The sequence below is a fragment of the Cupriavidus sp. PET2-C1 genome, from assembly GCF_054515855.1.
In genome coordinates, this window is record NZ_CM137260.1 from 573,608 (window position 1) to 599,544 (window position 25,937).

Sequence of the window (25,937 nt, forward strand, 5' to 3'; positions counted from 1 at the left end):
TCAGGCCAGCGGGTTAATGATGGTGCGGCAGCGGATAAACGTCGTTTCCGCATCCAGCGCGGCGGCCAGCGTCGGCGAGGGCACCTTGTCGAGGTCGGTCACCACGTAGCCCATCTGGCCATGCGTTTGCAGGTGCTGGGCCACGATGTTGACCCCGTCGCGCGCCAGCAGCGTGTTGAGCGCGGCGAGCGCGCCCGGCGCGTTGCCGTGCACGTTGAGCAGCCGCGCCGGCGACGTTAGCGGGCCGGGGCTCACCTCGGGGAAATTCACCGCGCCAATCGTGTCGCCCGTCCTGAGGAAGGCAATCAGCTTGGTGGCGACTTCCGTGCCGATATTTTCCTGCGCCTCTTCCGTGCTGCCGCCGATATGCGGCGTCAGGATCGCGTTGGGCACGCCCTGCAGCGGGCTGGTGAAGCGGTCAGCGTTGGTCTTGGGCTCTTCGGGGAAGACGTCGATCGCCAGGCCGGCGATATGGTTGTCATCGCACGCCGCGCGCAGCGCTTCGATATCCACCACGGTGCCGCGCGACGCATTGATCAGAATTGCGCCGCGCCGGAACTGGCGGAGCACGTCGGCATCGATCATCTTCTTGGTCTGCGCGGTGGCCGGCACGTGCAGCGTCACGATGTCGGCCTGCGACACCGCATCCGCCAGCGAGCGCGCCGCGCGCGCCGAGCCCAGCGACAGCTTGGCCTGCACATCGTAGTACACCACGCGCATGCCCATGGCTTCCGCCAGCACGCCAACCTGCGAGCCGATATTGCCGTAGCCGATGATGGCGATGGTCTTGCCGCGCGCCTCGAACGACCCGCTTGCACCCTTGGCCCATTTGCCGGCATGCGCCAGCGCGTTTTTCTCGGGAACGCGGCGCAGCAGCAGGATCGCCTCCGCGATCACCAGCTCGGCCACGGAACGCGTATTGGAGAACGGCGCGTTGAACACCGGCATGCCGGCGCGGGCCGCGGCGTCGAGGTCTACCTGCGAGGTGCCGATGCAAAAGCAGCCAATGGCCACGAGGTGTTTGGCGGCTTCGATTTCAGCGGCGCCAAGGTGCGTGGCGGAGCGAATGCCGAGAATCTGGTGGGCCGCGGGAGCGCGATGCAGTTCGTCGCCAGCGAGCGCGCCAGTGCGGCGCTCGACGGTGACATGCGCTTCCTTGAAGCGCTCGACGGCGGTGTCATGGATGTTTTCAAGCAGCAGTGCTGAGGTCATGGCGATTGGGTGATGGCGGCGAAGGCGCGAGGTGGGTGCGGCAGCGCGAGGGCATGCGCAAGGTGAAACGTACGCTGCCATGGTAACGCAGGCAGCGCTGCCCAGCCGAACACCCACATTGCCGCCAATGGCAAATCCGTCCCGCCCGGTACGAGGCCCGCTAGGGAAAGCCCCCGGATTGACCGGCGAATCAACGGCTCCTACAATTAATCAGAATGTTATTCCGTCTAATAGAACAAACGGGCGCGACAACTTCAGAAGAACGACCCGCCGCCAAGAGCAGGCGTGAGCCACGCATAGCGAACACCGGACACCGGACACCGGACATCAGTCAGACATCAATGGAGACAGCCATGTACCACCGCCTTTGCGCCAGCCTTGCCCTGGCAACCCTTAGCGTGGCCGCTACCTATGCCCACGGCGCCACCTGGCCCGACAAGCCGGTGCGCATCGTGGTGCCATACACCGCCGGCGGTACCACCGATTTCGTAGCCCGTCAGGTGGCGCAGAAGCTGACCGAAAGCACCGGCAAGTCGTTCTTCGTGGAGAACAAGCCCGGCGCCAGCGGCACCATCGGCACGCTGCAGGTGGCACGTTCCGCGCCCGACGGCTACACGCTGCTGGCCAACGACACCACGTACACCATGTTGCCGTCGCTGTTCAAGGCGCTGCCCTGGGACTACAACAACGACCTGGTGCCGGTGACCACGATTGCGCAGACGCCGGTGATCCTGATCGTGCCCGCGAGCTCGAAGTTCAAGACGCTGCAGGAACTGATCGACTTCGCCAGGCAAAACCCGGGCAAGCTGAACTTCGGCTCGGGCGGCGCCGGCAGCTCCACGCACTTGTCGGCCGAGGTCTTCAAGAAGGACGCCGGGATATCGATCACGCATATCCCGTACAAGGGCGCGGGCGATGCGCTGATGGGGCTGATCGGCAACAACGTGGATATCCTGATCACCGCCACGCCGACCGCGGTGCCGCAGATCAAGGGCGGCAAGGCCCGCGCGCTGGCGGTCACGGGCGCCGTGCGCGTGCCCGCGCTGCCGGACGTGCCGACCTTTGCCGAAGCCGGCCTCAAGGACTACAAGGTCATCAACTGGTTTGGCCTTGCGGCGCCCAAAGGCACGCCCCCTGCGCTGGTCGCCAAACTGCAGGCGGAGGTGCACAAGAGCGTGAACACCCCGGAGGTGAAGGAGCGCCTGGCCAGCATGGGGGCCCAGCCGGGCGGCATTGCGCCGGCGGAATTCGCCAGGCGCATCAAGGACGACACCGCGCTGTGGAGCCAGGTGGCAAAATCCGCCGATGTGAAGGCCGAGTAAATGGGCAAGCGCCGCCATTGCGCGGCGCCAGGACAACCAGGAACCAACATGTACTTCAGAACGGTGCCCCGGGAGATATCCCTCCAGGTCTTCTCGACCATGCCCGCGCATTTGCGCAAGACCGGCGTGCGCTCCGAGTGGGCCGATGCCAACAAGGGCGGGGCCTGCATCGACAGCTTCCTGGAGGGGCCGGTCTTTGATCCCGCGGGCAACCTGTATGTGACGGACATCCCGTTCGGGCGCATCTTGCGCATCTCGCCGGCCGGGGAATGGTCGCTGGTCGCCGAGTACCAGGGCGAACCCAACGGCATGAAGTTCCTGAACGCGCGCGAACTGGTGGTGGCCGACTATCGCCGCGGCCTGTTGCGCGTCAAAGTAGACACGGGCGAAGTGACCACCTTGCTGGGACGGCGCAACGCGGAACAGTTCAAGGGCGTGAACGACCTCGCCATCGCTCGCAACGGTGACCTGTACTTTACCGATCAGGGCCAGACCGGCCTGCACGATCCCACGGGCCGCGTCTACCGCCTGCGTGCCGGCGGGCAGCTGGACCTGCTGCTGGGCAATGTGCCCAGCCCCAACGGCCTGGCGCTGTCCTGCGACGAAAAAGTGCTGTTCGTGGCGGCCACGCGCGGCAATTGCGTGTGGCGCGTGCCGCTGCAGGCCGACGGCAGCGTGTCGAAGGTGGGGCAGTTCTTTACCTTCTACGGCACCAGCGGCCCCGACGGCATGGCCATCGACAGCCGTGACCGCCTGTTTGTGGCGCATGCCAGCCTGGGCTGCGTGTGGGTGCTGAGCAAACGCGGCGAGCCCGAGGCGATCCTCGCCAGCCCGGCAGGCGCAACCACCACCAACCTGGCGTTCCAGCCCGCCGCTGAGCCGGGGCGGCCGCGCAAGGTGTTTGTCACCGAATCGGAGACGGGCACGATCCTGTTCGCGGATCTGGACGAGGCCGGGCTGGGCGCTTGATTCCGTTGCGGCCCGCGCCTGTCACTTCGGTGGCAGCAGGTCTTGCAGGTCCCGCAGGGTTGCCGCGGTAGCGGGGCCCGCAGGCGCGGAGACGGGTGGCGCCGGGCGGGCCGGGCTGATCGTATTCGTCCTGCCGGCCGGGCCGTTGCCAGTGCCGCCGCCGGCGGCGGCATGCGGCACGGCAGCCGGGTCGAGCCGGCCATTCTGGCCCAGCGCGATTTGCGCGCAGCCGGTGAGGAAGCCGTCTTTCTTCAGGCTGTTGGTGATGTCGATCGCCAGGACTGCGGCGCGCTCCTCGATCGGGATGAGGGTGCCGCCGCGGCTGAAGGTGTATTTGCCTTTCCACACCGCGCGGTTCTGCCTGACATCCGTCAGCGTCGTGCCATAGTTGATCGACAAGCGGCCGCCGGACGCATTGACCACGCCCCCGCCGTTGGCGATGGTCAGCACCGTATCGGCGGCGAACGTACGCATCCTGCCGGTCAGCGCGGTCGAGTCCAGCTCCAGCCCCGAGATCTCGTCGTACGCCGATTCCACGCCGCACTGCCGGGTCACCTCGCGGAACTTGGCCGCGAACGCCGCGGAGAAGTCGCTGTTCCACCCCATGCCGGTAGTGCCCAGCACATACATGCGGGTGGGCTTGCCGGTGTAGTCGCTGGCGCGGCTGGTCACGCCGACGGTGGTCGGCGCGCAGCCGCCCAGCAGCATCGACGCCACGGCCAGCGCGGCGGGGGCGCTATATCGATATCGGTTTCCCATGTCTTGTGCCCTGAGAGAAATGGCGAGGCGACCGGTTGCGGCCGGCGCCCGCTTGCTACTTCGTGTATGAAAAGTAATAGGGGCTGGTGGCGGATCGCATCACATAGCGGCCGTCGGCCTCGGTCAGCCGATAGCATGTTTGCATCGCGTTGAAACTCGGGTTGGCCATCTCCAGGCAGACCTGGTTGGCTTCCGGCTCGATGCGGTAGCGCCCGGACGAATAGCCGCGGCTGACGGAATTGGTCACATCCAGGCTGCCGCTTTCCCGGACCTGCATCCAGAGCGTAACGCCGGACGGCGCGGTGGCATTGATCCTGCCAAGATGCGTGAAATGGCTGGCCAGCTCGGCCCCGGTCAGTTGCCTGCCCTGCGGGCCGGCTGCAGGCCGGGCCGGGGCGTAGGCCGTGGCGCCCTGGCCAGGCTGCCCAGGCTGGCCAGGCGGGAGCGCCATGGCAGGCGGGGCGGCGGACGCCGTCTCGCTACGGAATTTCTGCAGCGCCAGCGCGGACCGTGCTGGCACCTCGCTGATCCATTGCGCGGGAATGGCAAAATTGATGTTCTGCGCGTCGGTCCGCATCAGGTAGGTAATGCCGACGAGCTGCCCGTCCGTGTTGAACAGGCCGCCACCGCTGGAGCCCGGGGAGATCGGGGCGGTGGTCTGGAGGCGGACGATGCGGTCGCGCTCGTCCTTGTTCAGCGAGGAGAGCAGGCCATCGCTCAGCGTCAGCTCGTAGCCGCGCGGCGCGCCGATGGCGTAGACCTTCTGCCCCACCTTGAGCGCGGCCAGCGGCGCGATCTTTACCGCCGGGGCGGTGAGGCCCTTGGCGCGCAGGATGCAGAGGTCGCGCTCGACATCGGCGTGCACCAGGCTGGCGCCATACGTGACCTTCTCGCGCCGGATGCTGACGGATTTGCCGCTCTTGAGCACGTGGCAGTTGGTGACCAGTTCCTCCGGCCCGATCACCACCGAGCTGCCCAGGCCGAACCGCGTGCCTTGCGCGTCAAAGACGGATACCACCCAGATGCTGGGCGATTCCCGCTCATAGAGTTCGGCCGAATCCAGCGCCAGGCAATTCGTCGAGATGCCAAAAGCCAAACACGAAATAGCGACGCTTCCCGCAATGTTTTGCGCCCGACCCATGATGTTCATTCTGGTGACTGGTTTTGCCGGATTCAGCCGCTATCCTGACGGTGCGGGCTGTCTGGTCTTTCCCCGGCCAGTTCGGCCGGGCTGCTTATGATAAACGTTCCGGATGCCAAGCGGGTGGCCCGCTATTGCGACCGCCGCGCTAAAGATTCCCGGTTGATGGCCGACAACATGGATGCTGGGAGGTGCGCCTTCCCGCTGGCTTCAATGCCAATCGTAGCTTCAGCCGCAGCTTCAACGGTAGCTTCAATCTCAACCTCAATTTCAACCTGGAAGACCATTCAATGGATATTTCCCTCGTCAGCGCCGCTAGCAACTCGGGCGGCGATCCGGTGCCCACCATGATGCTGCGCAAGTCGCTGGACCTGCAGGCTCAGAGCGTGGCAACCCTGCTGGGCTCGATGCCGCAAGTCAGCGTTCCGGCCAGCAATCCGCCTCACCTTGGCCAGACCATCGACGTCAAGGTCTGATTCCGGTAATCCGGTAACGGAGCTGCCCGCGCCCGGGTTGACATCGAACGGGTGCGGGGGGCTAATCGGCGGAGCCGGGTGGCTGCGGCGCCAGCGCGAACGCCAGCCGCACGGTCGTCCCTTGCGCCGAAGAGCACAGGTCCAGCGCCGCCCCGATGGCTTCGGCGCGCTGGCGCATATTGCCCAATCCCCGTCCGTGCGCGGCAGCCTCGGGCGTAAAGCCGCGGCCATTGTCGTGGATCTCGACGACCAGGGCTTGCTGGCCGGCATCATGGCGCGCCGAGACCCGGATCGCGCTGCCGCCGGCATGCTGCATGGCATTGGAAAATACTTCCAGCAACAGGTAGTGCAGCTCACGCACCCGCTGCGGCGTCAGGTCGTGCAGCGCCGGCAGTCGCGCCACCTGCCAGTCCACCCGCAATCCCGCCGCCTCCAGCCGCGGGCCAAGCCGGTAGCGCAGGTTGCCAAGTACGGTGGCCAGGTCGCCGCCGGTGTCCTGCAACGCATCGACGGATAGTTTCAGGGCATCCAGCGCATGCTGCAGCTGTTGCTGCAACGTGTGCGTGGATGGGCTGCCGGAGCGCAGCATGGAGAGCATGCCCACCAGCTGGCTGCCAAGCCCGTCATGGATATCGCGCATGATCCTGCCGCGCTCCTGCAGGGTGGCCTGCTCGCGCTCCATCTCGCGGGAGTGGCGGTACAGCGCATGCAGTTCCTGCTCCTTGCGCGAGACCGCGCTGTCCAGCTTCTGGTTCAGGGCAGCCAGCATGCGTGTGGCGCGCGTGTAGCGGTCGACCAGCAGCCAGCCCATGGTCAGGCTGAAAATCAGCGACACGTAGCGGGTGACGGAGGAGTCCCAGTAGTCATCCCCGATCCACCAGACATGGATCAAATCCAGCATCGAGATGAGCAGGGTGAGGCCAAGGGCGGCGGCAATCGCCGTGCGCTCACGCTCCGGGCGCGTCACGGCGGCGCGGACCAGCACGGCCACGATCGACAGTGCCATCGCAACATTGACGACCACATTGGCCACCACCATGGCGCGGGTGCTGTGGGCCGCCACCATCAGCGCGATCAGCGGAAGCTTGACGCTCAGGTAGAGCAGCAGCACGCGGCGCAGCCAGCGCGCCTCCAGGCCGGTCACAAGGATGGCGAACCTGGCGGTCGCGTACATGAAGACCGCCCGCCCGGCCAGCACCACCGCGAGCCACGCATCGGGCGCGCCGGCGTCGTCGGAAACGAAGTACTCGGCCAGCCCGAAAGACCAGCCAAGCTCGGCGATGGCATATAACCCGAACAGGGGATCCCGCTGGCGCCACCACACCAGCGCCGCCAGGCAAGCCAGCAGCACACTGGCCGCCGCGATGACTATCGGGCCGATGACCTTGAACCAGAGCGCCCGCTGGTAGTGGGCCTCCACCAGTGCCGGGGCACCGAACTCCACGCGTGACAGGCCGCCGCGCGAGCTGGCGCTGGCAGCGATCGTGACAATCAGTTCGTTCTCCGGGCGCAGCAGGTCAGCCGGCACCGGGATCAGCAATGGCTGCTGGCCGGCATAGGACGCCGGGGCCGACAGGCTGCCCGCGTGGGCGAGGCTGCTGCCGTTGAGGCGCACTTCATAGCTATTGGCGGCCCGCTCGATATACAGCGCGGCCATGCCCTGGCGGCCTGGCAAATCCGGGAAGCGCAGGAGAAATCGCGCGCCGCCGGTCTGGCCGGGACGGGACCGGTCCCAGTAGTAAGGCAGCCTGACGGTGGCCGGTGTGCCGTCGCCGGTGATCATGGCGGCCTCGCCAAGGATTTGCAGCTGCCCGGCGGCAAGCGGCGATGTGCCGGGCAAGGCGAGCAGCAACCAGAGCACAAGCGCTAGCAGCGGCTTTGCGGTGAGCAGGGGTTGGGGCAACAGGATGCGCGCCATCCGCAAGGGGGCGGTAGCCGGCGTGGCGGGGGCGCTTGCCGCCGCGTGGGGTATCACCATGAGCTGGTCTGGGGCTTGGCGCAAGGGTGCGGGATGATGGTCCCGCCGCGCCCATCGTAGCTTTGCGCCGGAGTCCGGTCAATCGTGCCGGTTGCGCGGCCCATCGCCGCGCCTTCGCGCGGGATGGGCCGGGCTTCACCCCACCGCGGCCGGCGCGCTCGCGGCGGGCCTGGAGCTGGCGCCGCCAGCGGGTGAAGGCACCCGTTTCAGGCGTCCGGCGTGCGCCGCCTCGGCATGGTTGCCCATGACCTCCAGGCGCAGCAGGATGATGGGCACGGAGACCAGGGCACGTTCAAGCGCGACCAGCAACTGCCCGGCCCGCATTTGCGGCATACGGATCTCAAAGCTCAGCATGCACTTGATTGGAGGCAGGCCGAGCGGCATCTGCCGCTCGTTGGCCGGGTACTGGCCGCAGTCGCTGGTGGCGCAGCGCATGGCCACGCGCACGTCGGGCACATCGTCCAGCCGCGCGATCACGCTCAGGCGATACAGGCGCCACCGCTGGACGGGCGGCGCAAGGTTGACGGCTTTCATGGCAGCTCTCCTTTGACTTTTGATGCGAGGCAATCGAAGCAATCGAAGCAATCGAAGCGTCTGGTGCGCCCGGCCGTGGCCGGGCGCACCGGGCCTTCAAAGCGCGGGCCGCAAGCCGGTGGAAAGCTGCAGTTCCACCGTGGCGCCCGCCAGGTCCGCCTGGGCCTGGAGGTAGTCGAGGTAGGTCTCGTCCGCGGTGCGTTGCGCATCGAGCAGTTCCAGCAAGGAGGCCGAGCCGTGACGGTACGACTGGCGCATGCCGTCCAGCACCCGGTCGGCATCGGCGATCACCGAGTCGCGGTAGCGCTGCAGGTTGTCCTGCGCGGCCTGGAACGCGGTGAGCGCATTGCGCACGTCGACCTCGGTTTTCAGCTCGGCCTCGCGCAGGGCCAGCATGGCCTGCGTGACTTCCGACTCCGCCTGGATCAGCTCGCCGCGCTGCAGCCGCGACAAGGGCAGGGGAATCGACACCGACACGCCCAGCATGCGCGAGCGCGCCGTGGCGTCGCCGCTGGGCTGGCCCTCGTCGTCCGTGGTGCCGCGCACGCCGGGGGTCATGGTCATCGCGAAGCTCACGCTGGGATCCACCCAGCGGTTGGCGCGCGCCAGTCCCGATTTGTCGCGGGCATTCTCCAGCGTGGCGCGGGCGATCCGGACCTCGTCGCGCGCTTCCATCGCCTGGGCGATCAGCGCGCCGCTGTCGGTGCCGGGATCGTAGGGCTGGAACTCGCAAGCCAGCGGCGCGTTGCCGAAGGCCTCGGCCACGCGCACGCCAAGCTGGATGGACAGCTTTTGCATGGCGGCCTGCGCGGCGGCGCGCGCCGATTTCACCTCCGCGGTGAAGCGGTCGCGCTCGACCCGTGACTGCGACAGCTCCAGGCCGCCGATGTCGCCGGCCTTGCGGCGGATCTCGTTGGCACGCACCACATTGGACAGAGCGGACAGCGTCGATTCCTGCCGGACCAGGGCCTCGCGGCTGCGGCAGGCCTCGACAAAGGCGGTGGCGGATTCCTGGTACAGCGTGTGCTTGAAGCCCTGCAGGTTCGCCTCGGTCAGTCGCAGGTTGCTCTCGGCGGCGCGGATGCGCGCGCTGCGCTTGCCGCCCAGCTCGATGGGGATCTCGATTTCGAACTCATGCGTGCGCGGCGGCTTGGGCGACACCGCGCGGCTGGTCTCGATGTTGCCACGGCCGTACTTGAGCACCGGGTCCGGGCGCACGCCGGCGATCGAGATCTCGGCTTGGGCGCCGCGGATGGTTTCCTGCTGCGCGGACAGGCCGATGTTCTGCCGCTCCACCGTGTCGAGATAGGAGGCGAAGCGGACCGGGGCGCGGGCCGTGGCCGTGGCCGTGGCCGTGGCGGCGGCGGCGGGCGCGTCCTGCGCCCAGGATGCGGATGCCGCCAGCATCGCCGTTGCCAGGAAGAGGTGGCGCAGGGCGGGTGCCGCTGGCAAGTTCTTGTCTTTGATTTGCATGGGATTCTCCTCAGGCCTGGCCGGCGGCGCTGGTCGCCGGTGCGTTGCCTTCGGCATCGATTTCCGATTCCCCGGCAGCTTGCGCCGCGCGCTCGGCGCGGGCTTCGACCAGGTAGTAAAGGGCGGGCAGCAACAGCAGGGTCAGCAAGGTGGCGGTAAAGAGGCCGCCTACCACCACCGTGGCCAAGGGCCGCTGCACATCGCTGCCGAGGCCTCGCGCCAGCATCGCGGGCGTAAGCCCGATGGCGGCCACGGTGGCGGTCATCAGCACCGGACGCATGCGGCTTGCCGCGCCTTCGATCACCGCTTCGCGCAGGCTCAAGCCGTTCTGCGCGCGCAGCCGGTTGATCTGCGAGATCATCAGCACGCCGTTGAGCACGGCTACGCCAAACAGGGCGATAAAGCCCACCGCGCTGGATACGTTCAGCGTCATGCCGCGCAGATGCAGCGCTGCCAGGCCGCCGATGGTGGCCAAGGGCACCGCCAGCAGCACCAGCGCCGGCTGGCGCAGGTTGCGGAATTCGGCAAAGAGCAGCACGAACATCAGCGCCAGCGTCATCGGCAGGATGATGGCGAGGCGCGCCTGCGCACGTTCCAGGTTCTCGAACTGACCGCCCCATTCGATCTGGATGCGCTTGTGGTCGTAGGACACGGCGCGCTCGATGGCGGGCTGGGCCTCCTTGAGGAAGCCGGACAGATCGCGGTCGCGCACGTTCAGGCGCACGATGATGTGGCGGCGCGCCATCTCGCGCACGATCACGCTTTCGCCGGACACGGTGGTGATGCGAGCGACTTGCGCCAGCGGCACCTTGGCGCCATCGGCGGCGGTCAGCATCAGGTCGCCCACGGCAGACGTGCTGGCACGCATGGCCGGCGGGAAGCGCACCGTCATGTCGTAGCTCTTTTCACCCACATAGAGCTGGCCCACCGGCGATCCACCGATGCCGGTGGAGATCAGCTCGGCCACGTCGGCCGCGTTGATGCCGTAGCGCGCGGCGGCGGCGCGGTCCAGGTCGATCTTCAGGTTGGGCAGCGGAGGCTCCACGTCGATTGCCACATCCGCCGCGCCGGGCACGCCGCGCAGCGTGGTGGCGACTTCACCGGCAATGCGGCGCACGTCGCGCAGGTCGTCGCCGAACACCTTGACCACCAGGTCGCTATGCGCGCCGGAGAGCTTGTCCTGCACCCCGTCGATCATCGGCTGCATGAAGCCGACCGAGTAGCCCGGCATCTGCGCGTAGCGCGCCGCCAGCTTGTCGATCAGCTGCTGCTTGGTCATGCCCGAGGCCCACGACTTGTACGGATGCAGGCCGACGCTGGCCTCGATATGCGAGGGCGTCCAGTAGTCGGTGCCGTCGTCGTTGCGGCCGGTCTGCGTCACCACGTAGGAGACTTCCGGGAACTCGCGGGTTACCCGGCGCAGCTCGCTGGCCATGTCGGAGGCGCGCTCCAGGGTGATGCCGGGCGGCATCTGCACCTGCAGCCACAGCGAGCCTTCATCCAGGTACGGCAGGAAGTCGCGCCCGATGGTGGCGCCAAGCGCCAGCACGCAGGCGAGCGCCAGCGCGCAGCTGGCGGCCACCCAGCGGATGCGGCCAATGCCGCGCTCCAGCGCCGCGCGGTAGCGCACGCCCAGCCAGTCCAGCACAGGATTGTGAAACACGCGGCGCGGCTTGCGCATGGCAATCCAGGCTAGCCCCGGCACCAGCGCCAGCGCAACGATCAAGGCGCCGATCAATGCCGCGCCAACGGCGAACGCCATCGGCGAGAACAGCTTGTACTCGATGCGCTCGAAGGAGAACAAGGGCAGGTAGGCCGCAACGATCACCAGCATGCCGAAGAACATCGGACGCGCCACCTGCAAGGTGGCCTCGATGGCGTCGCGCGGGGTGAGCGCGCGGTCCTTGTCCTGCTCGCGCCGGCGCAGGATGTTCTCCACCAGCACCACCGCGCCATCCACCAGGATGCCGAAGTCGATCGCGCCCAGGCTCAGCAGGTTGGCCGGGATGCGCAGGTGATACATGAAGACAAAGGCGATCAGCAGCGAGAGCGGAATCGTCAGCGCCACGATCAGCGCCGCGCGCGGGCTGCCCAGGAACAGCAGCAGCACGATGCCCACCAGCAGCATGCCTTCGGTCAGCGTGAAACCTACCGTGCGCATGGTGGCGTCGATCAGCGAGGTGCGGTCGAGGTAGGCGACCACCTTCACGTCCTTGGGCAGCAGGTTGTCGTTCAGGTCCCGCACCGCCTCGTGCACGCCCTCAAGCGCTTCCGATGCGTTGAAATCCTTGAGCAGCAGCGTGATGCCGGAGATCGTGTCCGGGTTGTCGTCCTTGCCCAGGATGCCGCGCCGCTCCACGTTGCCGTAGCGCAGCGTGCCGAGGTCCTTGACCAGCACGGGGGTGCCGTCCTTGCTCGTGACCACCACGTTGCCCATGTCGTCGAGCGAGCGCAGCAGGCCCACGCCACGCACCACGTACGATTGTTCGCCGCGGTCGATGACGCTGCCGCCTGCATTGACGTTGTTGGCGTTGAGCGCCTCGGTGACCTGCGTCAGCGTCAAGTTGTACTGCGTCAGCCGCGCCGGGTCGAGTTCCAGCATGAACTGCGTGGTGAGCCCGCCGAAATTGGTGACGTCGACCACGCCGCGCACCTTCTTCAGGCGCGGGATCACGGTCCAGGTCTGCAGCTCGGATAGCTCGCGCAGGTCGCGCGTCGTGGACTCCAGCGTGTAGCGGTAGAACTCCCCGGTAGGCGAGGTGTACGGGTCCAGCCCCGGCTTGGCGCCGTAGGGCAGGTCGACCTCGTTCAGGCGTTCCTGCAGGCGCTGGCGCGCCCAGTAGCCGTCGGTGCCATCCTCGAAGACCACGGTGATCAGCGACAGCGCGAACAGGCTGCGGGTGCGCAGCACATGCATGCCGGGCGTGGCCAGCAGCGCGCGCTCCAGCGGAATGGTGATCTGCTGCTCGATTTCCTCCGCGCCGAGGCCTGGCACCTGGGTCACGATCTGCGACGTAACGTCGGCAATGTCCGGATAGGCTTCCACGGGCAGTTGCTTCCAGCTGTAGGCGCCATACAGCGCCACCAGCGCAAAGACCAGCCAGACGATGGCGCGCCGGTTGAAGCATAGGGTGACGAGGCGGTCAATCATGTAGCAGCACTCCGTTCTTCACGACGATGCGTTCGCCGGCCTTGAGCCCGGCGAGGATCTCGACTTGCCCGTCGGCATGCGCGCCCGTGGTGACCACGCGCGGCTCGAAGCGCAGCGGGGCCTTCTCCACCAGCACGCGCGTGTAGAGCCCGCTTTGCAGCAGCGCGGTGGGCGGCACCAGCAGTGCCGCGTGCTTTTCTCCCGCGAAGGTCACCTTGGCGAAGAGGCCGGGGCGATAGCGTCCGTCCGCGTTGTCGATGGCCACGCGAACCTTGACGGTGCGGGTGTCGGGGTCGAGGATCTCGCCGATGTAGCGGACCTTGCCGGTCACGGGCTTGCCGGGGTAGGCGTTGAGCAGGATCTCGGCGGGCTGGCCGACGAAGATCGAGGCGATGTCTTTCTCCGACACGCTGGCCGCGAGGTAGACCGTGGACAGGTCGGCCACCGTCATGACCGGCGCGCCGTTGTCGTTCCAGAAGCCGCCCTGCGCGCCTTCGAGCTCGATCACCCGGCCGGCCAGCGGCGCGTACATGGTGTACTGGCGGTGCGATTGCGGCGCGGTGCCGGCGCCAAGCTGCGCGAGCTGGGCGGCGGTGGTCACGGCGTCGCTATTGGCTTGCGCGTAGGCCAGCTGGGCTTGTTCATAATCCTTGCGTGCCGCGATTTCCGCTTCGAACAAGGTGCGTTGGCGGTCCAGGTTCAGCTTGGCTTCGAGGAGCGCCGCGCGCGCTTTGCTGGCCTCACCCTGTGCCGCGCTCAGCTCGGCGGAATCCAGCGTGAAGAGCGGGTCGCCCTTGCGCACGACGTCGCCCAGGGCAGCGTGCAGGCGAACGATGCGCCCGGGCATCGGCGGCACGATCTTGACCAGCTTGGCGGCATCGGGCTCGATCGAGCCCGGTACCTCGATGGGGCGCTCCAGCGCTTGCTCGACGAGGGTCTGCACCTGCAACTGGGTGCGCAATGGCGATGCCTCGGGCACCGTGATGAAGTTGCCCTCGCGCACCGGTTCGGTACTGTGCTTGGGCGTGTTGGCGATGGCGCCAGACAGGCTGGCGCCATCGCAGCCGGCCAGCGCGAGACATGCCGCGCAGACGGCGGCGAGCGCAAGGCCTGGCTGCCGGCGCAGCGGCAAGCATTGGCGGGTGATGGGCGTTTGCATGGATTTTTCTCCTCGGTCGGTGCACTTGCCGTGGCGGCAGCCAGGACAGGGGCACCGCTTGTTGCCGGTGCGTCGTCGGTGGAATCGCAAAGCGAAATCACAGGGTCGGGATCCACGGACGACAGGATTCGACGGGCGTGACGCATCCCCGGCGCTGCGGGGTGGCAAATCCACGCAGGTAACCGGTGATGGGCGAAAGCGCCCGCTTTGCTAACGGGGGGGAGGCGGCGCGGAAGGCGGGGCGGGTCCGGCGCGCACGCGGCCGGGACGGCGCGAAACGCAATGGGAGCCTGGCGGGTCCAGGTAGCCGGTGCCGCGGCTCCGGCAGGATGCCGGAAGCGGAGTCAGGCCAGCTGGAACGCGCCGTGCCTTCGGCGCTGCCTACTAGAAGGGTCTGGGTCCATGTCTTTCCTCAGGCAATCAGGGTGGATCTTGGCGGGCGGGCCTTGCGCTCAGGCCGCGGCTAACGCGCGCTCGGGCTGCGGCACGGTTTCCCAGCGCACGGCGCGAACCAGCGGCTCCAGGCCAAGGCGCTGCACCAGCTTGACCATGCCGGGCCTGCCGCCCGGCTGGCAATGCACCAGCACACGCATCTCGACCAGCTCGCGGCGCTCGCACTGCCGGGTGCGCAGGCGCTGCAGCGAGAGTTCGCGCGCGGCCAGCTCCTGGCGGATCTGCTGCTCCAGCCGGGCGCCATAGTCGTCCTTGCAGAGCAGCACCACCTGGAACAGCTGGGCGGCTGTGCCGCGGCTCGCCTGGGCGGCGCGGCGGTTGGGGGCCTGGGGGAGCATCCAGTTGAACAAACGCATATCCAGCTCCTTTCCTTCTCCTTGGGGTTATTCGAGCGCGCTGGCCGGAATGGCCCAGCGCACGAGGGAAACGCTCTTCTCCATGCTGATGCGGCTGACGATCTGCTCCAGCTTGCCTTCATTGCCGGGCGCGGCCAGCACATCGGCGCGGACTTCTATGTGCCCGCCGGCGGCGGTGTCCTCGCTGTGCAGCGACTGCAGCAGCAGGGCGGGCATTTCGGTCAGTGCATGCAGCAGCAAGCCGCGCACGCGGATTTCTTCCTGGGCCGTGCATACCGTGGTGATGCGATAGACCATCTCCACTTCCGGCGCGGTGGCCGCGCCGTTGCGATTGATGCGCTGGCCCAGCATGCGCAGGCCAAAGTTGGCGCACAGGATGCAGGCGGTGCCGATGGCGGCTTCCAGCGCATGGCCAAGGCCGGCGAGCACGCCGACGGCGGCGGAGCACCACAGCGTGGCAGCGGTATTCAGGCCGCGCACGTTCAGGCCGTCGCGCATGATCACGCCGGCGCCGAGAAAGCCAATGCCCGAGACGACCTGCGCGGCAATGCGCGCATGCCCCTGCGGGTCAAACGTAAAGGCGGAAACCGAAACAAACAAGGCCGCGCCGGCGGCGACCAGCGCGTTTGTGCGCAGCCCCGCCATGCGCTGGCGCAGTTGCCGTTCGGTACCGATGCAAGCGCCCAGCGCCAGCGCTTCGAGCAAACGCAGGGCAAATTCGTGCCACACCATGAGAACTCCCGAATTGAGCAGGAAGCACCGGTGAGTCTTGTGCAAATCGCGGACAAGCGCAGGCAGCGGCGTGCTGCAACGCAGGCGCGATCAGAAGAATGAAGCCGTATTCAAGAAGAGAGGCGGGACAGGACGTCCGGCCTCGAAGCACCGTGCCGCAAGCGGGGCACGGTCGCTAGGGATACCGTGGCCCGTCAGGCGGAGGTGCCGATCCTGGATCGACTACTGTCGTCGGAACAAGTGCTCACTGGGTAGCCCTGGAATTAAGAACCCGCGTACTGTAGCGGCGCAAGTTGAATGGGTCAAGCACAAAACGGCCGATGCCTGCGATTCATCGATATTGAAGGTGGAATGCGTGTGAATTGCCTGAAAATCAATCGGACAAGTATGAAAATAGATCAGAAAATTCCCGAATCAATGCATCGCATTGGAATGTCTCGCGGCCTTATTTGGCGTGCCGCGAGATTGGCGCGTCGCGATAGTCAGTGCGTCGGCGCCGGTACGGCAGCGCGCCGCGACCGCGCCGCCAGCACCTGGCTCAGGCCCAGCCCGCCCAGCGCCGCCACGGCCGAGAACAGGAACACCGAGCCATAGCCCGCATGACCGGCGATCACGCCGGCCACCGGGCCGGTCAGCCCCAGCGCCAGGTCCAGGAACAGCGCATAGGCGCCAAGCGCCGAGCCGCGGTTGCTCTGGGGCACCAGCTTGACCGCCTCCATGCCCAGCGACGGGAACACCAAGGCAAAGCCAAAGCCGGTGACGGCGGCGCCGATCAGCGCCTGCGCGGGCGTTGGCGCAAGCCAGATCAGGGCCAGGCCGGCGGCTTCCACGGTAAACGAGCACAGCGCCACCCGATAGCCGCCAAAGCGGCCGATGCTATCGGCCAGCAGCAGGCGCGCCACCACAAAGCTCACGCCCAGGCTGGTCAGCGCCAGCGCGGCATGGTCCCAGCCGTGGCTGGCGTAGTACAGCGTGACAAAGGCCGTGATGGCGCCAAAGCCCACCGAGCCCAGCGCCAGGCACAGGCCAAATGGCGTCATATGGCGGAACACGGTGCGAAACGGCATGCGCGCGCCCTTTACCGTGGGCACCGCTGCCTTGCGCCGGGCCAGCATGAACGCGGCCAGGGCCATGACGGTGGTGACGATGCCCAGCGAGGCAAAGCCCCAGCGCGCATCCAGCAGCACGCCAACCGGCGCGCCCAGCGCCAGCGCACCGTAGGTGGTCATGCCATTCCACGAGATCACCTTGCCGGTATGGCGGGCGCCCACGTCGCCGATGCCCCAGGCAATGGTGCCGGTGGTCACCAGGCTCTCGCCCGCGCCCAGCATCAGGCGGCCGGCGAACAGCCACGCCAGGCTAAGCCAGCCGATCGACACGAACAGGCTGGAGACCACGGCCAGCAACCCGCTGGCGGCAACCAGCGTGAGCCCGAGCGTGACGGATTTCTTGGGGCCTTGCAGGTCGCACAGGTTGCCGGCGTAGGCGCGGCTCAGCAGCGTGGCCAGGTACTGGATGCTGACCGCCAGACCGGCCACGACCGTGCCATAGCCGAGATCGCCGTGGACAAAGCCGGGCACCACCGCCAGCGGCAGGCCGACCGTCAGGTAGGCGATGAAGTTGAAGAAGACGATGGCGACGATGCGCCGGTTGATGCTGCCTTGCTGGTGCTCCCCGGATTCCGGGGCGGCGAGGGTCGTGCTGTTTGCGGACATGGCGATACGAAGGCGAGTGTCTTGGCGCTGAAAGGGCAGAGCCCGGACAACGAACCGTGGCGCGCCATGCTTGGGGCGCGCGGGATAGTGCGGTCTTGGGGCGAATGCGAACGGGGTAGCGAAGGTGTGATGCGGGCGCTACTCGAGGCGGCGGGTCGATACGGCGGGGCGTGGACGGAGGGCTGGCAGCATGAGCAGGGACATGGCTAGGGGGCGGTTAGCCGGCCTGTGTCCCCAGAAGCTGGCCGGTGAAATCGGAGCCGCCCGGTCGTATGCAAGTCCGCCGCTGCTGGCTGGGCAATTTTAAGCGGCTGTTTAGTTGGTGTAAATCCGGGTTGCGGAATTTAGCATCATCGAGTGCGGCCGAACGTGCGCCAGGTCAGGCCGAAGTGCGCCAGAAGTGCGCTAAATGGCACGTTCACAAGGGCGGCGACGCCTGTGCAAGTGCGCTCGGAGAGGTAGACAATGCCTCGTGGCAGCAGCAGGATTCTCCACCAGTTTTATCGCCAGTTTCGTCACCAGTTTCATCACCAATGACTCAGTGAGAGGACCGGATATGCAACTCGGAATCATAGGGCTCGGGCGCATGGGCGCAAACATCGCAAGGCGGCTGCTGCGCGCGCAGCACGAGGTGGTGGTGTACAACCGCAGCGCCGACAAGGTGCAGGCCCTCGCGGCGGACGGTGCCGTTGGCGTCACCAGCATCGAGGCGCTGGTTGGCAAGCTGGCTGCCCCGCGCGCGATCTGGGTCATGTTGCCGGCAGGCGACACCACCGAGCAGATGATCGCCGCGCTGGCGGACCTGCTCGAGCCCGGCGACGTCATCATCGACGGCGGCAACACCTTCTACAAGGACGATATCCGGCGCGCGGGCGAACTGGCGGCGCGCCAGTTGCACTATGTGGACGTGGGCACCTCGGGCGGGGTCTGGGGCCTGGAGCGCGGCTACTGCCTGATGATCGGCGGCAAGCATGAGATCGTCGGCCGGCTCGATCCGCTGTTCGATACGCTGGCGCCGGGCTATGGCGGCATACCGCGTACGCCGGGGCGCAACCCGGCGAATGACCGCGCGGAGCGCGGCTACATCCACGCCGGGCCGGCGGGCGCGGGCCACTTTGTGAAGATGGTCCACAACGGCATCGAGTACGGCCTGATGCAGGCCTATGCCGAGGGCTTCGACATCCTCAAGACCAAGGCCTCCGAAAGCCTGCCCGAGGCCGAGCGCTTCCAGCTCGACCTGGCGGATATCGCCGAAGTGTGGCGGCGCGGCAGCGTGGTGTCCTCGTGGCTGCTCGACCTCACCGCGCAGGCGCTTGCCGGCGATGTCCAGCTCTCGCGATTCTCCGGGGAAGTCGCCGACAGCGGGGAGGGGCGCTGGACGATCGACGCGGCTGTCGAGCAGGCGGTGCCGGTGCCGGTGCTGGCCAGCGCGTTGTTCGCGCGGTTCCGCTCGCGGCAGGATCACACCTATGGCGAGCGGCTGCTCTCTGCCATGCGCTTTGGGTTTGGCGGGCATGTGGAAGAGCACGGCGGCGGGCAGGCCAGTGTGGCGCACGCCAGCCGCCCCGCCGGCCTGCCTGATTCCGCACTTTAGCGGGGTGAGGCGCGAATTCGTCAGCCCTTTGCCGCATAGCCGCTAAATTTCCCCAAGGATTGGCCGTTAGCCGGTGCAGTGGCCCGTCATTGCAGCGCGCCGCTCCAGCGCCAAGCACCGCTGGAGCCACGCGGCGATGCCGGGCCCGGGGAAACGATCAACACCGCGCAGCGAGCCCGCGCATTGCGGGGACAAAGGAAGCGTATGAGCAGCTCGATGAGAGACATCGACGAACGGACCAACCTGACCAACAACAACCAGTTCGAGTTGCTGTTGTTCCGCCTGGGCGAGTCGGACCAGTCCGCGCAGAGCGAACTGTTCGGCATCAACGTCTTCAAGGTCCGCGAAATTCTGGTAATGCCCCAGGTCACCACCGTGGTCGGCGGCGGCCCGGCCATGCTCGGCATGGCCGATATCCGCGGCCAGGTGATTCCTGTGATCGACCTGCCCAAGATGGTGGGATGCACGCCGCGCACCGGCCTGAACATCCTGCTGGTGACCGAATACGCGCGCTCCACGCAAGGCTTTGCCGTGGAAGCCGTGGAAGAAATCGTGCGCCTGGAGTGGAACCAGGTGGTCTCGGCCGAGACCAGCGTCCGGGGCGATATGGTGACCAGCATCGCCAAGCTCCATAACGAGGCCGATCCCGCGAACCCGCGCCTGGTCCAGGTGCTGGACGTGGAGCAGATCCTGCGCGACGTGCTGCCGACCCGCCAGCCGGAAGTGGATCCCAAGACGGTCGGGCCGCAACTGACGCTGCGCCCCGGCACCAAGATCCTGGCCGCCGACGATTCCGCTTTTGCCCGCAGCCTGATCGAGCAAGGCCTCAAGGCCATGGGCGTGCCGGTGCTGATGACCAAGACCGGCCAGGAAGCCTGGCAGCAACTGGGCGAGATCGCCGATCACGCCGCCGCCAACGGCCGCACCGTGCAGGACGAGATCGCGCTGGTGCTGACCGACCTGGAAATGCCCGAGATGGACGGCTTCACGCTAACCCGCAAGATCAAGGCGGACGCGCGCTTCAAGTCGATCCCGGTGGTGATCCACTCTTCGTTGTCCGGGACGGCCAGCGAAGACCACGTGCGCAAGGTGGGGGCCGATGCTTACGTGTCGAAGTTCCTGGCGAAGGACCTGGCGGATACGATCCGGGGCGTGCTGGCACGTTGATTCTTTGTCTCTTGGTTTGCTCTGCATCTCTCCCACTTGTGGGGGAGGGGCCGGGGGATAGGGCGGGCGCTCGTTACGCCTGCGTGCTGGACAACACCAAGGGCTTTGCTTCAAGTGGCTCCTAGCTGATATGACTCCCCGTGTCAATTGAGATTGGTTTGATTCAGTTTCACAGTTGCATGGTGTTCCCCAATTTCCTGGAGGGCGACGTAGCAGTAAGTCTCGACGGTGGATCACGCTGATATCCGCGGGTTGGTTACCGCATTACAGAGGTCCGCCCAATGAGCCTGCCGCCATCTAAGGCCGCAAGTCGGATGAAATCCGTTGCCTAGCTAGGTCGCGGGTTGCTCGTGTGCCGGGCTACGTCGCCCTTCAGGAAACTGGCTCCACAGTAGGTGGCAGATAGGTTGATACCTTGGCGCTGGGTTACGTTGTCTGCGCCGCGTTCGGTATGGCAAGCGACATGGCGAGCCGGCTGATGTCCCAGATGAACCCGCTCAGTTCGCGGGCCACCGCAACCACCGCAATGTTCGGGTTCTTGCCGCGCGCGGCAAGTCTCCGATAGCGCCGGCACAGTCGAACCTGGGCGTCCCAGGACCGGTCAACGATGGCCTTCGGGATGCCTTCGTGCCGGCGCTGAATCTCGGGGCTCACACGTGCCGGGTGCCGGTAACTCCAGGCGGCTTCGATTAGCAGCTTTCTTGCATAGCTATTGCCGTTCTTGGTGATGCTGCCTTGGCGCCGTTTCCCCCCCGATGAGTGTTCTGCGGGCGTCACGCCGAGCCAGGCCATCAGTTGGCGCGGATGGACAAAGCGCGAGAGATCGCCCAATTCGGCGAGCATGCCCACCGCCGTGGTGAACTGCACGCCACGCATGGCCTGCAAGCCCAGTACGGCCGGATAGAAGCGCCAGTTGACCACTGCCTCGCGCAAGGCCGCTTCGAGACGGCTGCATTGCGCGAGCCGATCCTCGATGGCACGTCGATATTCGTCAAAGGCAAGTTGCTGCCACACGGTGTCGAACGCAAAGGTACTGATCCAGCGCTGGTGCGCCGGTCCCCAGTCGGCTCTGCCGCTGTAGCGCACCCCATGTGAAAGCAGAAAGGCCTTCAGCCGTTGCCGGGCGCGCTTCAGATCGTCCTTGGCGCTGACCCACGCGCGTGACAGATCCCGGAATGCTTCGTCCTCCACGCTGGGCACGTACACGGCGGAGAGGTCACCGGCGCGCAGCGATCGCACGAGCTTGACCGCATCGCGCCGATCGGTCTTGACGCGCTCGCCAGGTTTCTTCGGGATCAGCGACGGCGCGCACACCATGCACTCGAATCCCTTCCCTGCAAGCTGCCGGTAAAGGCCATAGCCGCAAGGGCCTGCCTCGTAGACGATGTGGATCCGGCTCGCTTTAGACTGCAGGCGCTTGCACAGGCGATCGATATCGGCCTTCGAGGTACCGATCTTGCCAAGCAGTTCGACCTCGCCCACGCCGAGTGCGTAGGCGACCGTGATCGAGTCCTTATGGACGTCAAGACCCACGTACAAAGTGCTATCGTGTTCCATGCTGGCCTCCGCGCTGGAAATCGCCGGGTGTGGCACTGTCCACACCATGCGGCTCTGGCAGTCATGCTAACCCGCGTTTGATTCCTCGCGGCGGGCCAGCCCTCTTGCCCCCAGGGGAGTCATATTGACTAAGCCACCCCTCTCCCCGGCCCTCTCCCCCTGAGGGGAGAGGGAGAGACAGCCGTCGTCATGGCGCGCGGCTTTGGCCTGTTCGGCGGCTTCGGCGAATGCTCTCAGGCTGGCGCAAACCTCAGGCCGCCATTCCCAGGAACTGCTGCAGCTCCGGCGTAGCCGGATTGCTGAACAGCTGCTCCGGTGGCCCGATCTCATGCACGCGCCCCTGATGCATGAACACCACCCGGTTGCACACTTCGCGCGCAAAGCGCATTTCGTGCGTCACCATCAGCAGCGTCATGCCCTCGCTGGCCAGCTGGCGCACCACGTTCAGCACCTCCACCACCAGCTCCGGGTCCAGCGCCGAGGTAATCTCGTCGCAGAGCAGCGCCCGTGGCTGCATGGCCAGCGCGCGCGCAATCGCCACCCGCTGCTGCTGCCCGCCGGAGAGCTGGTCGGGATAGCTGTCGAACTTCTCCCCCAGCGCTACCTTGGCCAGGCACTCGCGCGCGCGGGTCAAGGCTTCCGGCTCTTTGACGCCGGCCGCCACCGTGGGCGCCAGCATCACGTTGCGCCCCGCGCTCAGGTGCGGGAACAGGTTGAACTGCTGGAAGATCATGCCCACCTTGCGCCGCAGCGCGCGCAGCTCCAGCTCACTGCTGCCGAGCTTGGCGCCTGCCACGGTGATGTTGCCTTCGTCGATGCTCTCCAGGCCGTTGATACAGCGCAGCAAGGTGCTCTTGCCCGAGCCGCTCTTGCCGATGATGGCGATCACTTCGCCGGCCTCCACCTTCAGGTCGATGCCCTTGAGCACTTCGTTGGCGCCGAAGCGCTTCTTTACGTTTTCAATGGCGATGAGCGACATTGAGCTTCCTTTCCAGGTGACGGCTGTAGCGGGATAGCGGCCAGCACAGCGCAAAGTAGATCAGCGCGACCAGCGCGTAGACGGTAAAGGGGCTGAAGGTGGCGTTGGTGATCACCGTGCCCGCCTTGGACAGCTCGACAAAGCCGATGATGGACGCCAGCGCCGTGCCCTTGATGATCTGCACCACGAACCCCACCGTGGGCGCAATGGCAATGCGCAGCGCCTGCGGCAGGATCACGTAGCGCATCTGCTGCAAGTGGCCCAGCGAGAGGCAGCCGGCGGCTTCCCACTGGCCTTTGGGGATGGCCTCGACGCAGCCGCGCCAGATCTCCGCCAGGTAGGCGCCGGACCACAGCGACAACGCCAGGCCAGCGGCCAGCCAGGCCGGGATTTCCACGCCGAACAGCGCCAGGCCGAAGAAGGCCAGGAACAGCTGCATCAGCAGCGGCGTGCCCTGGAACACTTCGATAAAGGCCCACGCCGAACGGCGCAGCGGCGCGCGCCGGCTGATGCGCATCAGCAGCACCAGCAGCCCGATGACGGCACCGCCGGCAAAGGCCACCAGCGACAGCACCACGGTCCAGCGCACCGCCATCAGCAGGTTGCGCAGGATGTCCCAGGTTGAAAAATCGGTCATGACGCCCTCCGGAACAGCATGCCGCCAATGCCGCGCAGCACCTGGCGCAGCCCGATGGCAAGCAGCAGGTAGATGGCGGTGGTCAGCAGGTAGACCTCGAACGCGCGGAAATTCCGGCCCTGGACGAAGTTGGCGGCAAAGGTCAGGTCCTCGACCGCGATCTGCGAGCACACCGCCGAGCCCAGCATGACGATCACCACCTGGCTGGACAGCGCCGGCCAGATCTTCTTCAGGGCGGGGCGCAGCACCACGTGGCGAAATACCTGGAAGGGCGACATCGCCAGGCTGGCGCCCGCTTCAAGCTGGCCGCGCGGCACGGCCGCGATGCCCGCGCGGACAATCTCCGCGCTGTAAGCGCCAAGGTTGATCACCATGGCCAGGATGGCGGCCTGCATTTCTCCCAGTTGCACGCCCGCGCTGGGCAGGCCGAAGAAGATAAAGAACAGCTGGATCAGGAACGGCGTATTGCGGATCAGCTCCACATAGCCGCCCGCGATGGCCGCCAGCCAGGCCGGGCCCTGGGTGCGCGCCCAGGCGCAGGCGATGCCGAGGGTCACCCCCAGCACGCCGCCCATGGCGGTGAGTTCGGCCGTGACTTTGATGCCGTGAGCGAACACGCCGGCATAGTCGAAAGCCGAGAGGAAATCGAATTGGTAGGACATGCGGTAGCGATCGGTGGAGGCGCCCGGTTGGGGCGCTCATGAGCGCGGAGCTGGCGCAGTACGCCATGCCGCAGCGGCTGCCCGCCGGGCACGGCTTCCCGTGGCTTGGGTCGTCAGTGCATCAACGCATCAATGCATCAATGCATCGACGCATCAAAGCGTGGCCGGCAGCGGCATGCCCAGCCACTTCACCGTGATCGCATTGAGCTCGCCGTCCTTTTTCACTTCCGCCAGGATGGCGTTGACCTTGGCTTGCAGCTTGGGCTCGCCCTTGTTCAGGCCGATGAAGCAGGGCGAGTTCTTGATCAGGAACTTCGGCTCCGGCTTCTTGGGCGGGTTCTTGGCGAGGATGGCGGCTGCCACCACGTTGCCCGTCGCCACCAGTTGCACCTGGCCAGACAGGAACGCACTGATGGTGCCGTTGTTGTCTTCGTAGCGCTTGATGGTGGCCGTCGCCGGGGCGATCTTGGTCAGCTCCAGGTCCTCGACCGCGCCGCGCGTCACGCCGATGGTCTTGCCGGCAAGTTCGGCGGCACCAGTCACTTTCTGGTCGGCCGGGCCAAACACGCCGTTATAGAACGGAGCGTAAGCCTCGCTGAAATCGATGGCCTTTTCGCGCTCGGCGTTCTTGCCCATGCTGGAGATCACCAGGTCCACCTTCCTGGTCTGCAGGTAGGGCACGCGGTTGGTGCTGGTCACGGGCACCAGTTCCAGCTTCACGCCCATCTTCCTGGCGATCAGCGCCGCCACGTCGATGTCCAGGCCCTGGGGCTTCATCTCGGCGTTGACCGAGCCAAACGGCGGAAAGTCCTGCGGCACCGCGACCTTGAGCACGCCGGCCTTGACCACATCGTCCAGCGCCTCGGCGCCGGCGGTTTGCATCGAGAAGGCGAGGGCAGCGGCACCGAGGCCGAGGAGGAGTTTGGAGAGCTTCATAAGGGTCCTTGCTAGCTTGCCGTTGGGGTGGAAATTCAAAGAATCGAAATCGAAGAAGCGGGTCGTTGCTACCTACCGGTTATCTACCGGCTATCTACCGGTTGCCCGCGCGCTCAGGCCGCATGCCCCAGCGGGCTTAGCGCCTGGCGCAGCGGATCCGGCGGGGCCGCCGGCGTGGCGGCGCTCAGGCCGGCCTCGACGTGGCACAGGTGGGCGTCCATCAGCGCAATGGCGCGCTCAGTATCGCCCGCGGCCAGCGCCGCCACGATCAGCACATGTTCGGCGCAGGACTCGTTGGCCTGGTGGCTGGACTGGTAGCGCATGGCAATCAGCGTGGTGCGCGCCGTCAGGTCGCGCAGCGTGTCGGCCAGCAGCACATTGCCCACGCATTCGCCCAGGCACACATGGAAGTCGCCCAGCAGGTAGCTGCGCAGGGCGGTGTCGTCGGCGCTCAGCGCGCGCTGCTCCTGCGCTACGTGCTCCTGCAAGCGGCCGATGGCCGCGGCGGAGACCGGCGGCGCATAGCGCAGCAAGCCAAGCTCGATCGCGCGCCGGGCGGCAAACGCCTGCCGCGCCTCCTGGCGCGAAGGCTCGATCACAAACCAGCCGCGCCGGGCCGACACCGTGACAATGCCGCGCGCCGCCAGCCGGGTCAGGGCTTCGCGCACCAGCGTGCGGCTGACGCTGAACAACCCGGCCAGCGCCTGCTCGCCCAGCCGCGTGCCGGGCGCCAGGCGCTGGGCCAGGATCGATTGCGTGATGCGCTCGGCAATCTCGGCGGAAGTGCTGCCGCGGACGTGGCCGGCGGCATCGCTGAAGGCTGGCATGGAAGGAGCGGCGAAAGTCATGCCAGCCTCAGATGCAAGAGGTATGCCAGACTGATATACAAGCGTGATGTGCAGGTTTTGTACGCAAAACGGCCTTGGCCCGGACTGGGCGCGCACCAGTTGGGCGCGGCTTATGCCGCTGGCGAGT

General features: G+C 66.7%; 22 protein-coding genes. 5 read left to right on the forward strand and 17 right to left on the reverse strand.

Annotation, left to right across the window (positions count from 1 at the left end; translation table 11 throughout):
- A complete protein-coding gene (gene serA, locus ACX12D_RS22570) occupies nt 1-1,212 on the reverse strand; it encodes a phosphoglycerate dehydrogenase (protein WP_174424696.1) in 1,212 nt (403 codons plus the stop codon).
- 353 nt (nt 1,213-1,565) lie between these two features.
- Here serA and ACX12D_RS22575 point away from each other — a divergent pair, with 353 nt between their 5' ends.
- Both ACX12D_RS22575 and ACX12D_RS22580 read left to right on the forward strand, forming a co-directional pair.
- Entirely contained in the window at nt 1,566-2,534 is a 969-nt protein-coding gene (locus ACX12D_RS22575) for a Bug family tripartite tricarboxylate transporter substrate binding protein (RefSeq protein ID WP_459375711.1), read from the forward strand.
- Between the two features lie 48 nt (nt 2,535-2,582).
- Nucleotides 2,583-3,503, forward strand: a complete 921-nt coding sequence (locus ACX12D_RS22580) for an SMP-30/gluconolactonase/LRE family protein (protein ID WP_459375712.1) — start codon at nt 2,583-2,585, stop codon at nt 3,501-3,503.
- Between the two features lie 21 nt (nt 3,504-3,524).
- Here ACX12D_RS22580 and ACX12D_RS22585 read toward each other — a convergent pair whose 3' ends face one another.
- The gene (locus ACX12D_RS22585) at nt 3,525-4,262 is read right to left on the reverse strand and encodes a hypothetical protein (protein WP_459375713.1); all 738 of its coding nucleotides are present in this window, start codon (nt 4,260-4,262) and stop codon (nt 3,525-3,527) included.
- A 55-nt stretch (nt 4,263-4,317) separates the two neighbouring features.
- A complete protein-coding gene (locus ACX12D_RS22590; RefSeq protein WP_459375714.1) occupies nt 4,318-5,358 on the reverse strand; it encodes a S1C family serine protease in 1,041 nt (346 codons plus the stop codon).
- Nucleotides 5,359-5,594: 236 nt separating this feature from the next.
- On the opposite strand from ACX12D_RS22590, the gene ACX12D_RS22595 reads away from it, so the two are divergent.
- Nucleotides 5,595-5,879, forward strand: a complete 285-nt coding sequence (locus ACX12D_RS22595; RefSeq protein ID WP_459375715.1) for a YjfB family protein — start codon at nt 5,595-5,597, stop codon at nt 5,877-5,879.
- A gap of 61 nt (nt 5,880-5,940) precedes the next feature.
- Here the strand turns inward: ACX12D_RS22595 and ACX12D_RS22600 are convergent, their stop codons facing one another.
- The 8 genes from ACX12D_RS22600 to ACX12D_RS22635 form a co-directional block, all read right to left on the reverse strand.
- Nucleotides 5,941-7,857, reverse strand: coding sequence for a sensor histidine kinase (locus ACX12D_RS22600; protein ID WP_459375716.1), 1,917 nt, complete (start codon nt 7,855-7,857; stop codon nt 5,941-5,943).
- 135 nt (nt 7,858-7,992) lie between these two features.
- Complete coding sequence (locus ACX12D_RS22605; RefSeq protein ID WP_459375717.1) at nt 7,993-8,391, reverse strand: hypothetical protein; 399 nt, start codon at nt 8,389-8,391, stop codon at nt 7,993-7,995.
- Nucleotides 8,392-8,487: 96 nt separating this feature from the next.
- The gene (locus ACX12D_RS22610) at nt 8,488-9,864 is read right to left on the reverse strand and encodes a TolC family protein (RefSeq protein ID WP_459375718.1); all 1,377 of its coding nucleotides are present in this window, start codon (nt 9,862-9,864) and stop codon (nt 8,488-8,490) included.
- 10 nt (nt 9,865-9,874) lie between these two features.
- Nucleotides 9,875-13,015 carry an efflux RND transporter permease subunit gene (locus tag ACX12D_RS22615; protein ID WP_459375719.1) on the reverse strand — a complete coding sequence of 1,047 codons (3,141 nt, stop codon included), beginning with the start codon at nt 13,013-13,015 and terminating at the stop codon, nt 9,875-9,877.
- A complete protein-coding gene (locus tag ACX12D_RS22620; RefSeq protein ID WP_459375720.1) occupies nt 13,008-14,174 on the reverse strand; it encodes an efflux RND transporter periplasmic adaptor subunit in 1,167 nt (388 codons plus the stop codon). The genes ACX12D_RS22615 and ACX12D_RS22620 overlap by 8 nt, the downstream gene beginning before the upstream one ends.
- 452 nt (nt 14,175-14,626) lie before the next feature.
- Nucleotides 14,627-14,983 (reverse strand): hypothetical protein, encoded by a 357-nt coding sequence (locus tag ACX12D_RS22625; RefSeq protein WP_174424707.1) that lies wholly within the window; start codon nt 14,981-14,983, stop codon nt 14,627-14,629.
- A gap of 27 nt (nt 14,984-15,010) precedes the next feature.
- Nucleotides 15,011-15,712, reverse strand: a complete 702-nt coding sequence (locus ACX12D_RS22630) for an MgtC/SapB family protein (protein WP_459376494.1) — start codon at nt 15,710-15,712, stop codon at nt 15,011-15,013.
- 485 nt (nt 15,713-16,197) lie between these two features.
- Complete coding sequence (locus tag ACX12D_RS22635) at nt 16,198-17,430, reverse strand: MFS transporter (protein ID WP_459375721.1); 1,233 nt, start codon at nt 17,428-17,430, stop codon at nt 16,198-16,200.
- Nucleotides 17,431-17,986: 556 nt separating this feature from the next.
- On the opposite strand from ACX12D_RS22635, the gene gnd reads away from it, so the two are divergent.
- Both gnd and ACX12D_RS22645 read left to right on the forward strand, forming a co-directional pair.
- Entirely contained in the window at nt 17,987-19,024 is a 1,038-nt protein-coding gene (gene gnd, locus ACX12D_RS22640; protein WP_459375722.1) for a phosphogluconate dehydrogenase (NAD(+)-dependent, decarboxylating), read from the forward strand.
- Nucleotides 19,025-19,228: 204 nt separating this feature from the next.
- The gene (locus ACX12D_RS22645; RefSeq protein WP_459375723.1) at nt 19,229-20,191 is read left to right on the forward strand and encodes a chemotaxis protein; all 963 of its coding nucleotides are present in this window, start codon (nt 19,229-19,231) and stop codon (nt 20,189-20,191) included.
- 426 nt (nt 20,192-20,617) lie between these two features.
- On the opposite strand, the gene ACX12D_RS22650 is transcribed toward ACX12D_RS22645, so the two are convergent.
- The 6 genes from ACX12D_RS22650 to ACX12D_RS22675 all read right to left on the reverse strand — a co-directional run bounded on the left by ACX12D_RS22650 (nt 20,618) and on the right by ACX12D_RS22675 (nt 25,810).
- Nucleotides 20,618-21,748, reverse strand: a complete 1,131-nt coding sequence (locus ACX12D_RS22650; RefSeq protein WP_459371562.1) for an IS110 family RNA-guided transposase — start codon at nt 21,746-21,748, stop codon at nt 20,618-20,620.
- A 250-nt stretch (nt 21,749-21,998) separates the two neighbouring features.
- Complete coding sequence (locus ACX12D_RS22655; protein WP_459375724.1) at nt 21,999-22,727, reverse strand: amino acid ABC transporter ATP-binding protein; 729 nt, start codon at nt 22,725-22,727, stop codon at nt 21,999-22,001.
- The gene (locus ACX12D_RS22660) at nt 22,708-23,364 is read right to left on the reverse strand and encodes an amino acid ABC transporter permease (protein ID WP_459375725.1); all 657 of its coding nucleotides are present in this window, start codon (nt 23,362-23,364) and stop codon (nt 22,708-22,710) included. Before ACX12D_RS22660 ends, ACX12D_RS22655 begins: the two co-directional genes overlap by 20 nt.
- Nucleotides 23,361-24,026 carry an amino acid ABC transporter permease gene (locus tag ACX12D_RS22665; protein ID WP_150988283.1) on the reverse strand — a complete coding sequence of 222 codons (666 nt, stop codon included), beginning with the start codon at nt 24,024-24,026 and terminating at the stop codon, nt 23,361-23,363. The genes ACX12D_RS22660 and ACX12D_RS22665 overlap by 4 nt, the downstream gene beginning before the upstream one ends.
- A 153-nt stretch (nt 24,027-24,179) precedes the next feature.
- The gene (locus ACX12D_RS22670) at nt 24,180-24,962 is read right to left on the reverse strand and encodes a transporter substrate-binding domain-containing protein (protein WP_459375726.1); all 783 of its coding nucleotides are present in this window, start codon (nt 24,960-24,962) and stop codon (nt 24,180-24,182) included.
- A gap of 113 nt (nt 24,963-25,075) precedes the next feature.
- Nucleotides 25,076-25,810, reverse strand: coding sequence for a GntR family transcriptional regulator (locus ACX12D_RS22675; RefSeq protein ID WP_459375727.1), 735 nt, complete (start codon nt 25,808-25,810; stop codon nt 25,076-25,078).
- Between the last annotated feature and the right edge of the window lie 127 nt (nt 25,811-25,937).

Bases quoted from the DNA above. Each gene is read 5' to 3' on its own strand.
- ACX12D_RS22605 (WP_459375717.1), bottom strand. From the start codon at position 8,391: ATGAAAGCCGTCAACCTTGCGCCGCCCGTCCAGCGGTGGCGCCTGTAT.
- ACX12D_RS22610 (WP_459375718.1), bottom strand. From the start codon at position 9,864: ATGCAAATCAAAGACAAGAACTTGCCAGCGGCACCCGCCCTGCGCCAC.
- ACX12D_RS22660 (WP_459375725.1), bottom strand. From the start codon at position 23,364: ATGACCGATTTTTCAACCTGGGACATCCTGCGCAACCTGCTGATGGCG.
- ACX12D_RS22650 (WP_459371562.1), bottom strand. From the start codon at position 21,748: ATGGAACACGATAGCACTTTGTACGTGGGTCTTGACGTCCATAAGGAC.
- ACX12D_RS22620 (WP_459375720.1), bottom strand. From the start codon at position 14,174: ATGCAAACGCCCATCACCCGCCAATGCTTGCCGCTGCGCCGGCAGCCA.
- ACX12D_RS22580 (WP_459375712.1), top strand. From the start codon at position 2,583: ATGTACTTCAGAACGGTGCCCCGGGAGATATCCCTCCAGGTCTTCTCG.
- gnd (WP_459375722.1), top strand. From the start codon at position 17,987: ATGCAACTCGGAATCATAGGGCTCGGGCGCATGGGCGCAAACATCGCA.
- serA (WP_174424696.1), bottom strand. From the start codon at position 1,212: ATGACCTCAGCACTGCTGCTTGAAAACATCCATGACACCGCCGTCGAG.
- ACX12D_RS22675 (WP_459375727.1), bottom strand. From the start codon at position 25,810: ATGACTTTCGCCGCTCCTTCCATGCCAGCCTTCAGCGATGCCGCCGGC.
- ACX12D_RS22615 (WP_459375719.1), bottom strand. From the start codon at position 13,015: ATGATTGACCGCCTCGTCACCCTATGCTTCAACCGGCGCGCCATCGTC.
- ACX12D_RS22600 (WP_459375716.1), bottom strand. From the start codon at position 7,857: ATGGTGATACCCCACGCGGCGGCAAGCGCCCCCGCCACGCCGGCTACC.
- ACX12D_RS22625 (WP_174424707.1), bottom strand. From the start codon at position 14,983: ATGCGTTTGTTCAACTGGATGCTCCCCCAGGCCCCCAACCGCCGCGCC.
- ACX12D_RS22635 (WP_459375721.1), bottom strand. From the start codon at position 17,430: ATGTCCGCAAACAGCACGACCCTCGCCGCCCCGGAATCCGGGGAGCAC.
- ACX12D_RS22645 (WP_459375723.1), top strand. From the start codon at position 19,229: ATGAGCAGCTCGATGAGAGACATCGACGAACGGACCAACCTGACCAAC.
- ACX12D_RS22670 (WP_459375726.1), bottom strand. From the start codon at position 24,962: ATGAAGCTCTCCAAACTCCTCCTCGGCCTCGGTGCCGCTGCCCTCGCC.
- ACX12D_RS22575 (WP_459375711.1), top strand. From the start codon at position 1,566: ATGTACCACCGCCTTTGCGCCAGCCTTGCCCTGGCAACCCTTAGCGTG.
- ACX12D_RS22585 (WP_459375713.1), bottom strand. From the start codon at position 4,262: ATGGGAAACCGATATCGATATAGCGCCCCCGCCGCGCTGGCCGTGGCG.
- ACX12D_RS22665 (WP_150988283.1), bottom strand. From the start codon at position 24,026: ATGTCCTACCAATTCGATTTCCTCTCGGCTTTCGACTATGCCGGCGTG.
- ACX12D_RS22655 (WP_459375724.1), bottom strand. From the start codon at position 22,727: ATGTCGCTCATCGCCATTGAAAACGTAAAGAAGCGCTTCGGCGCCAAC.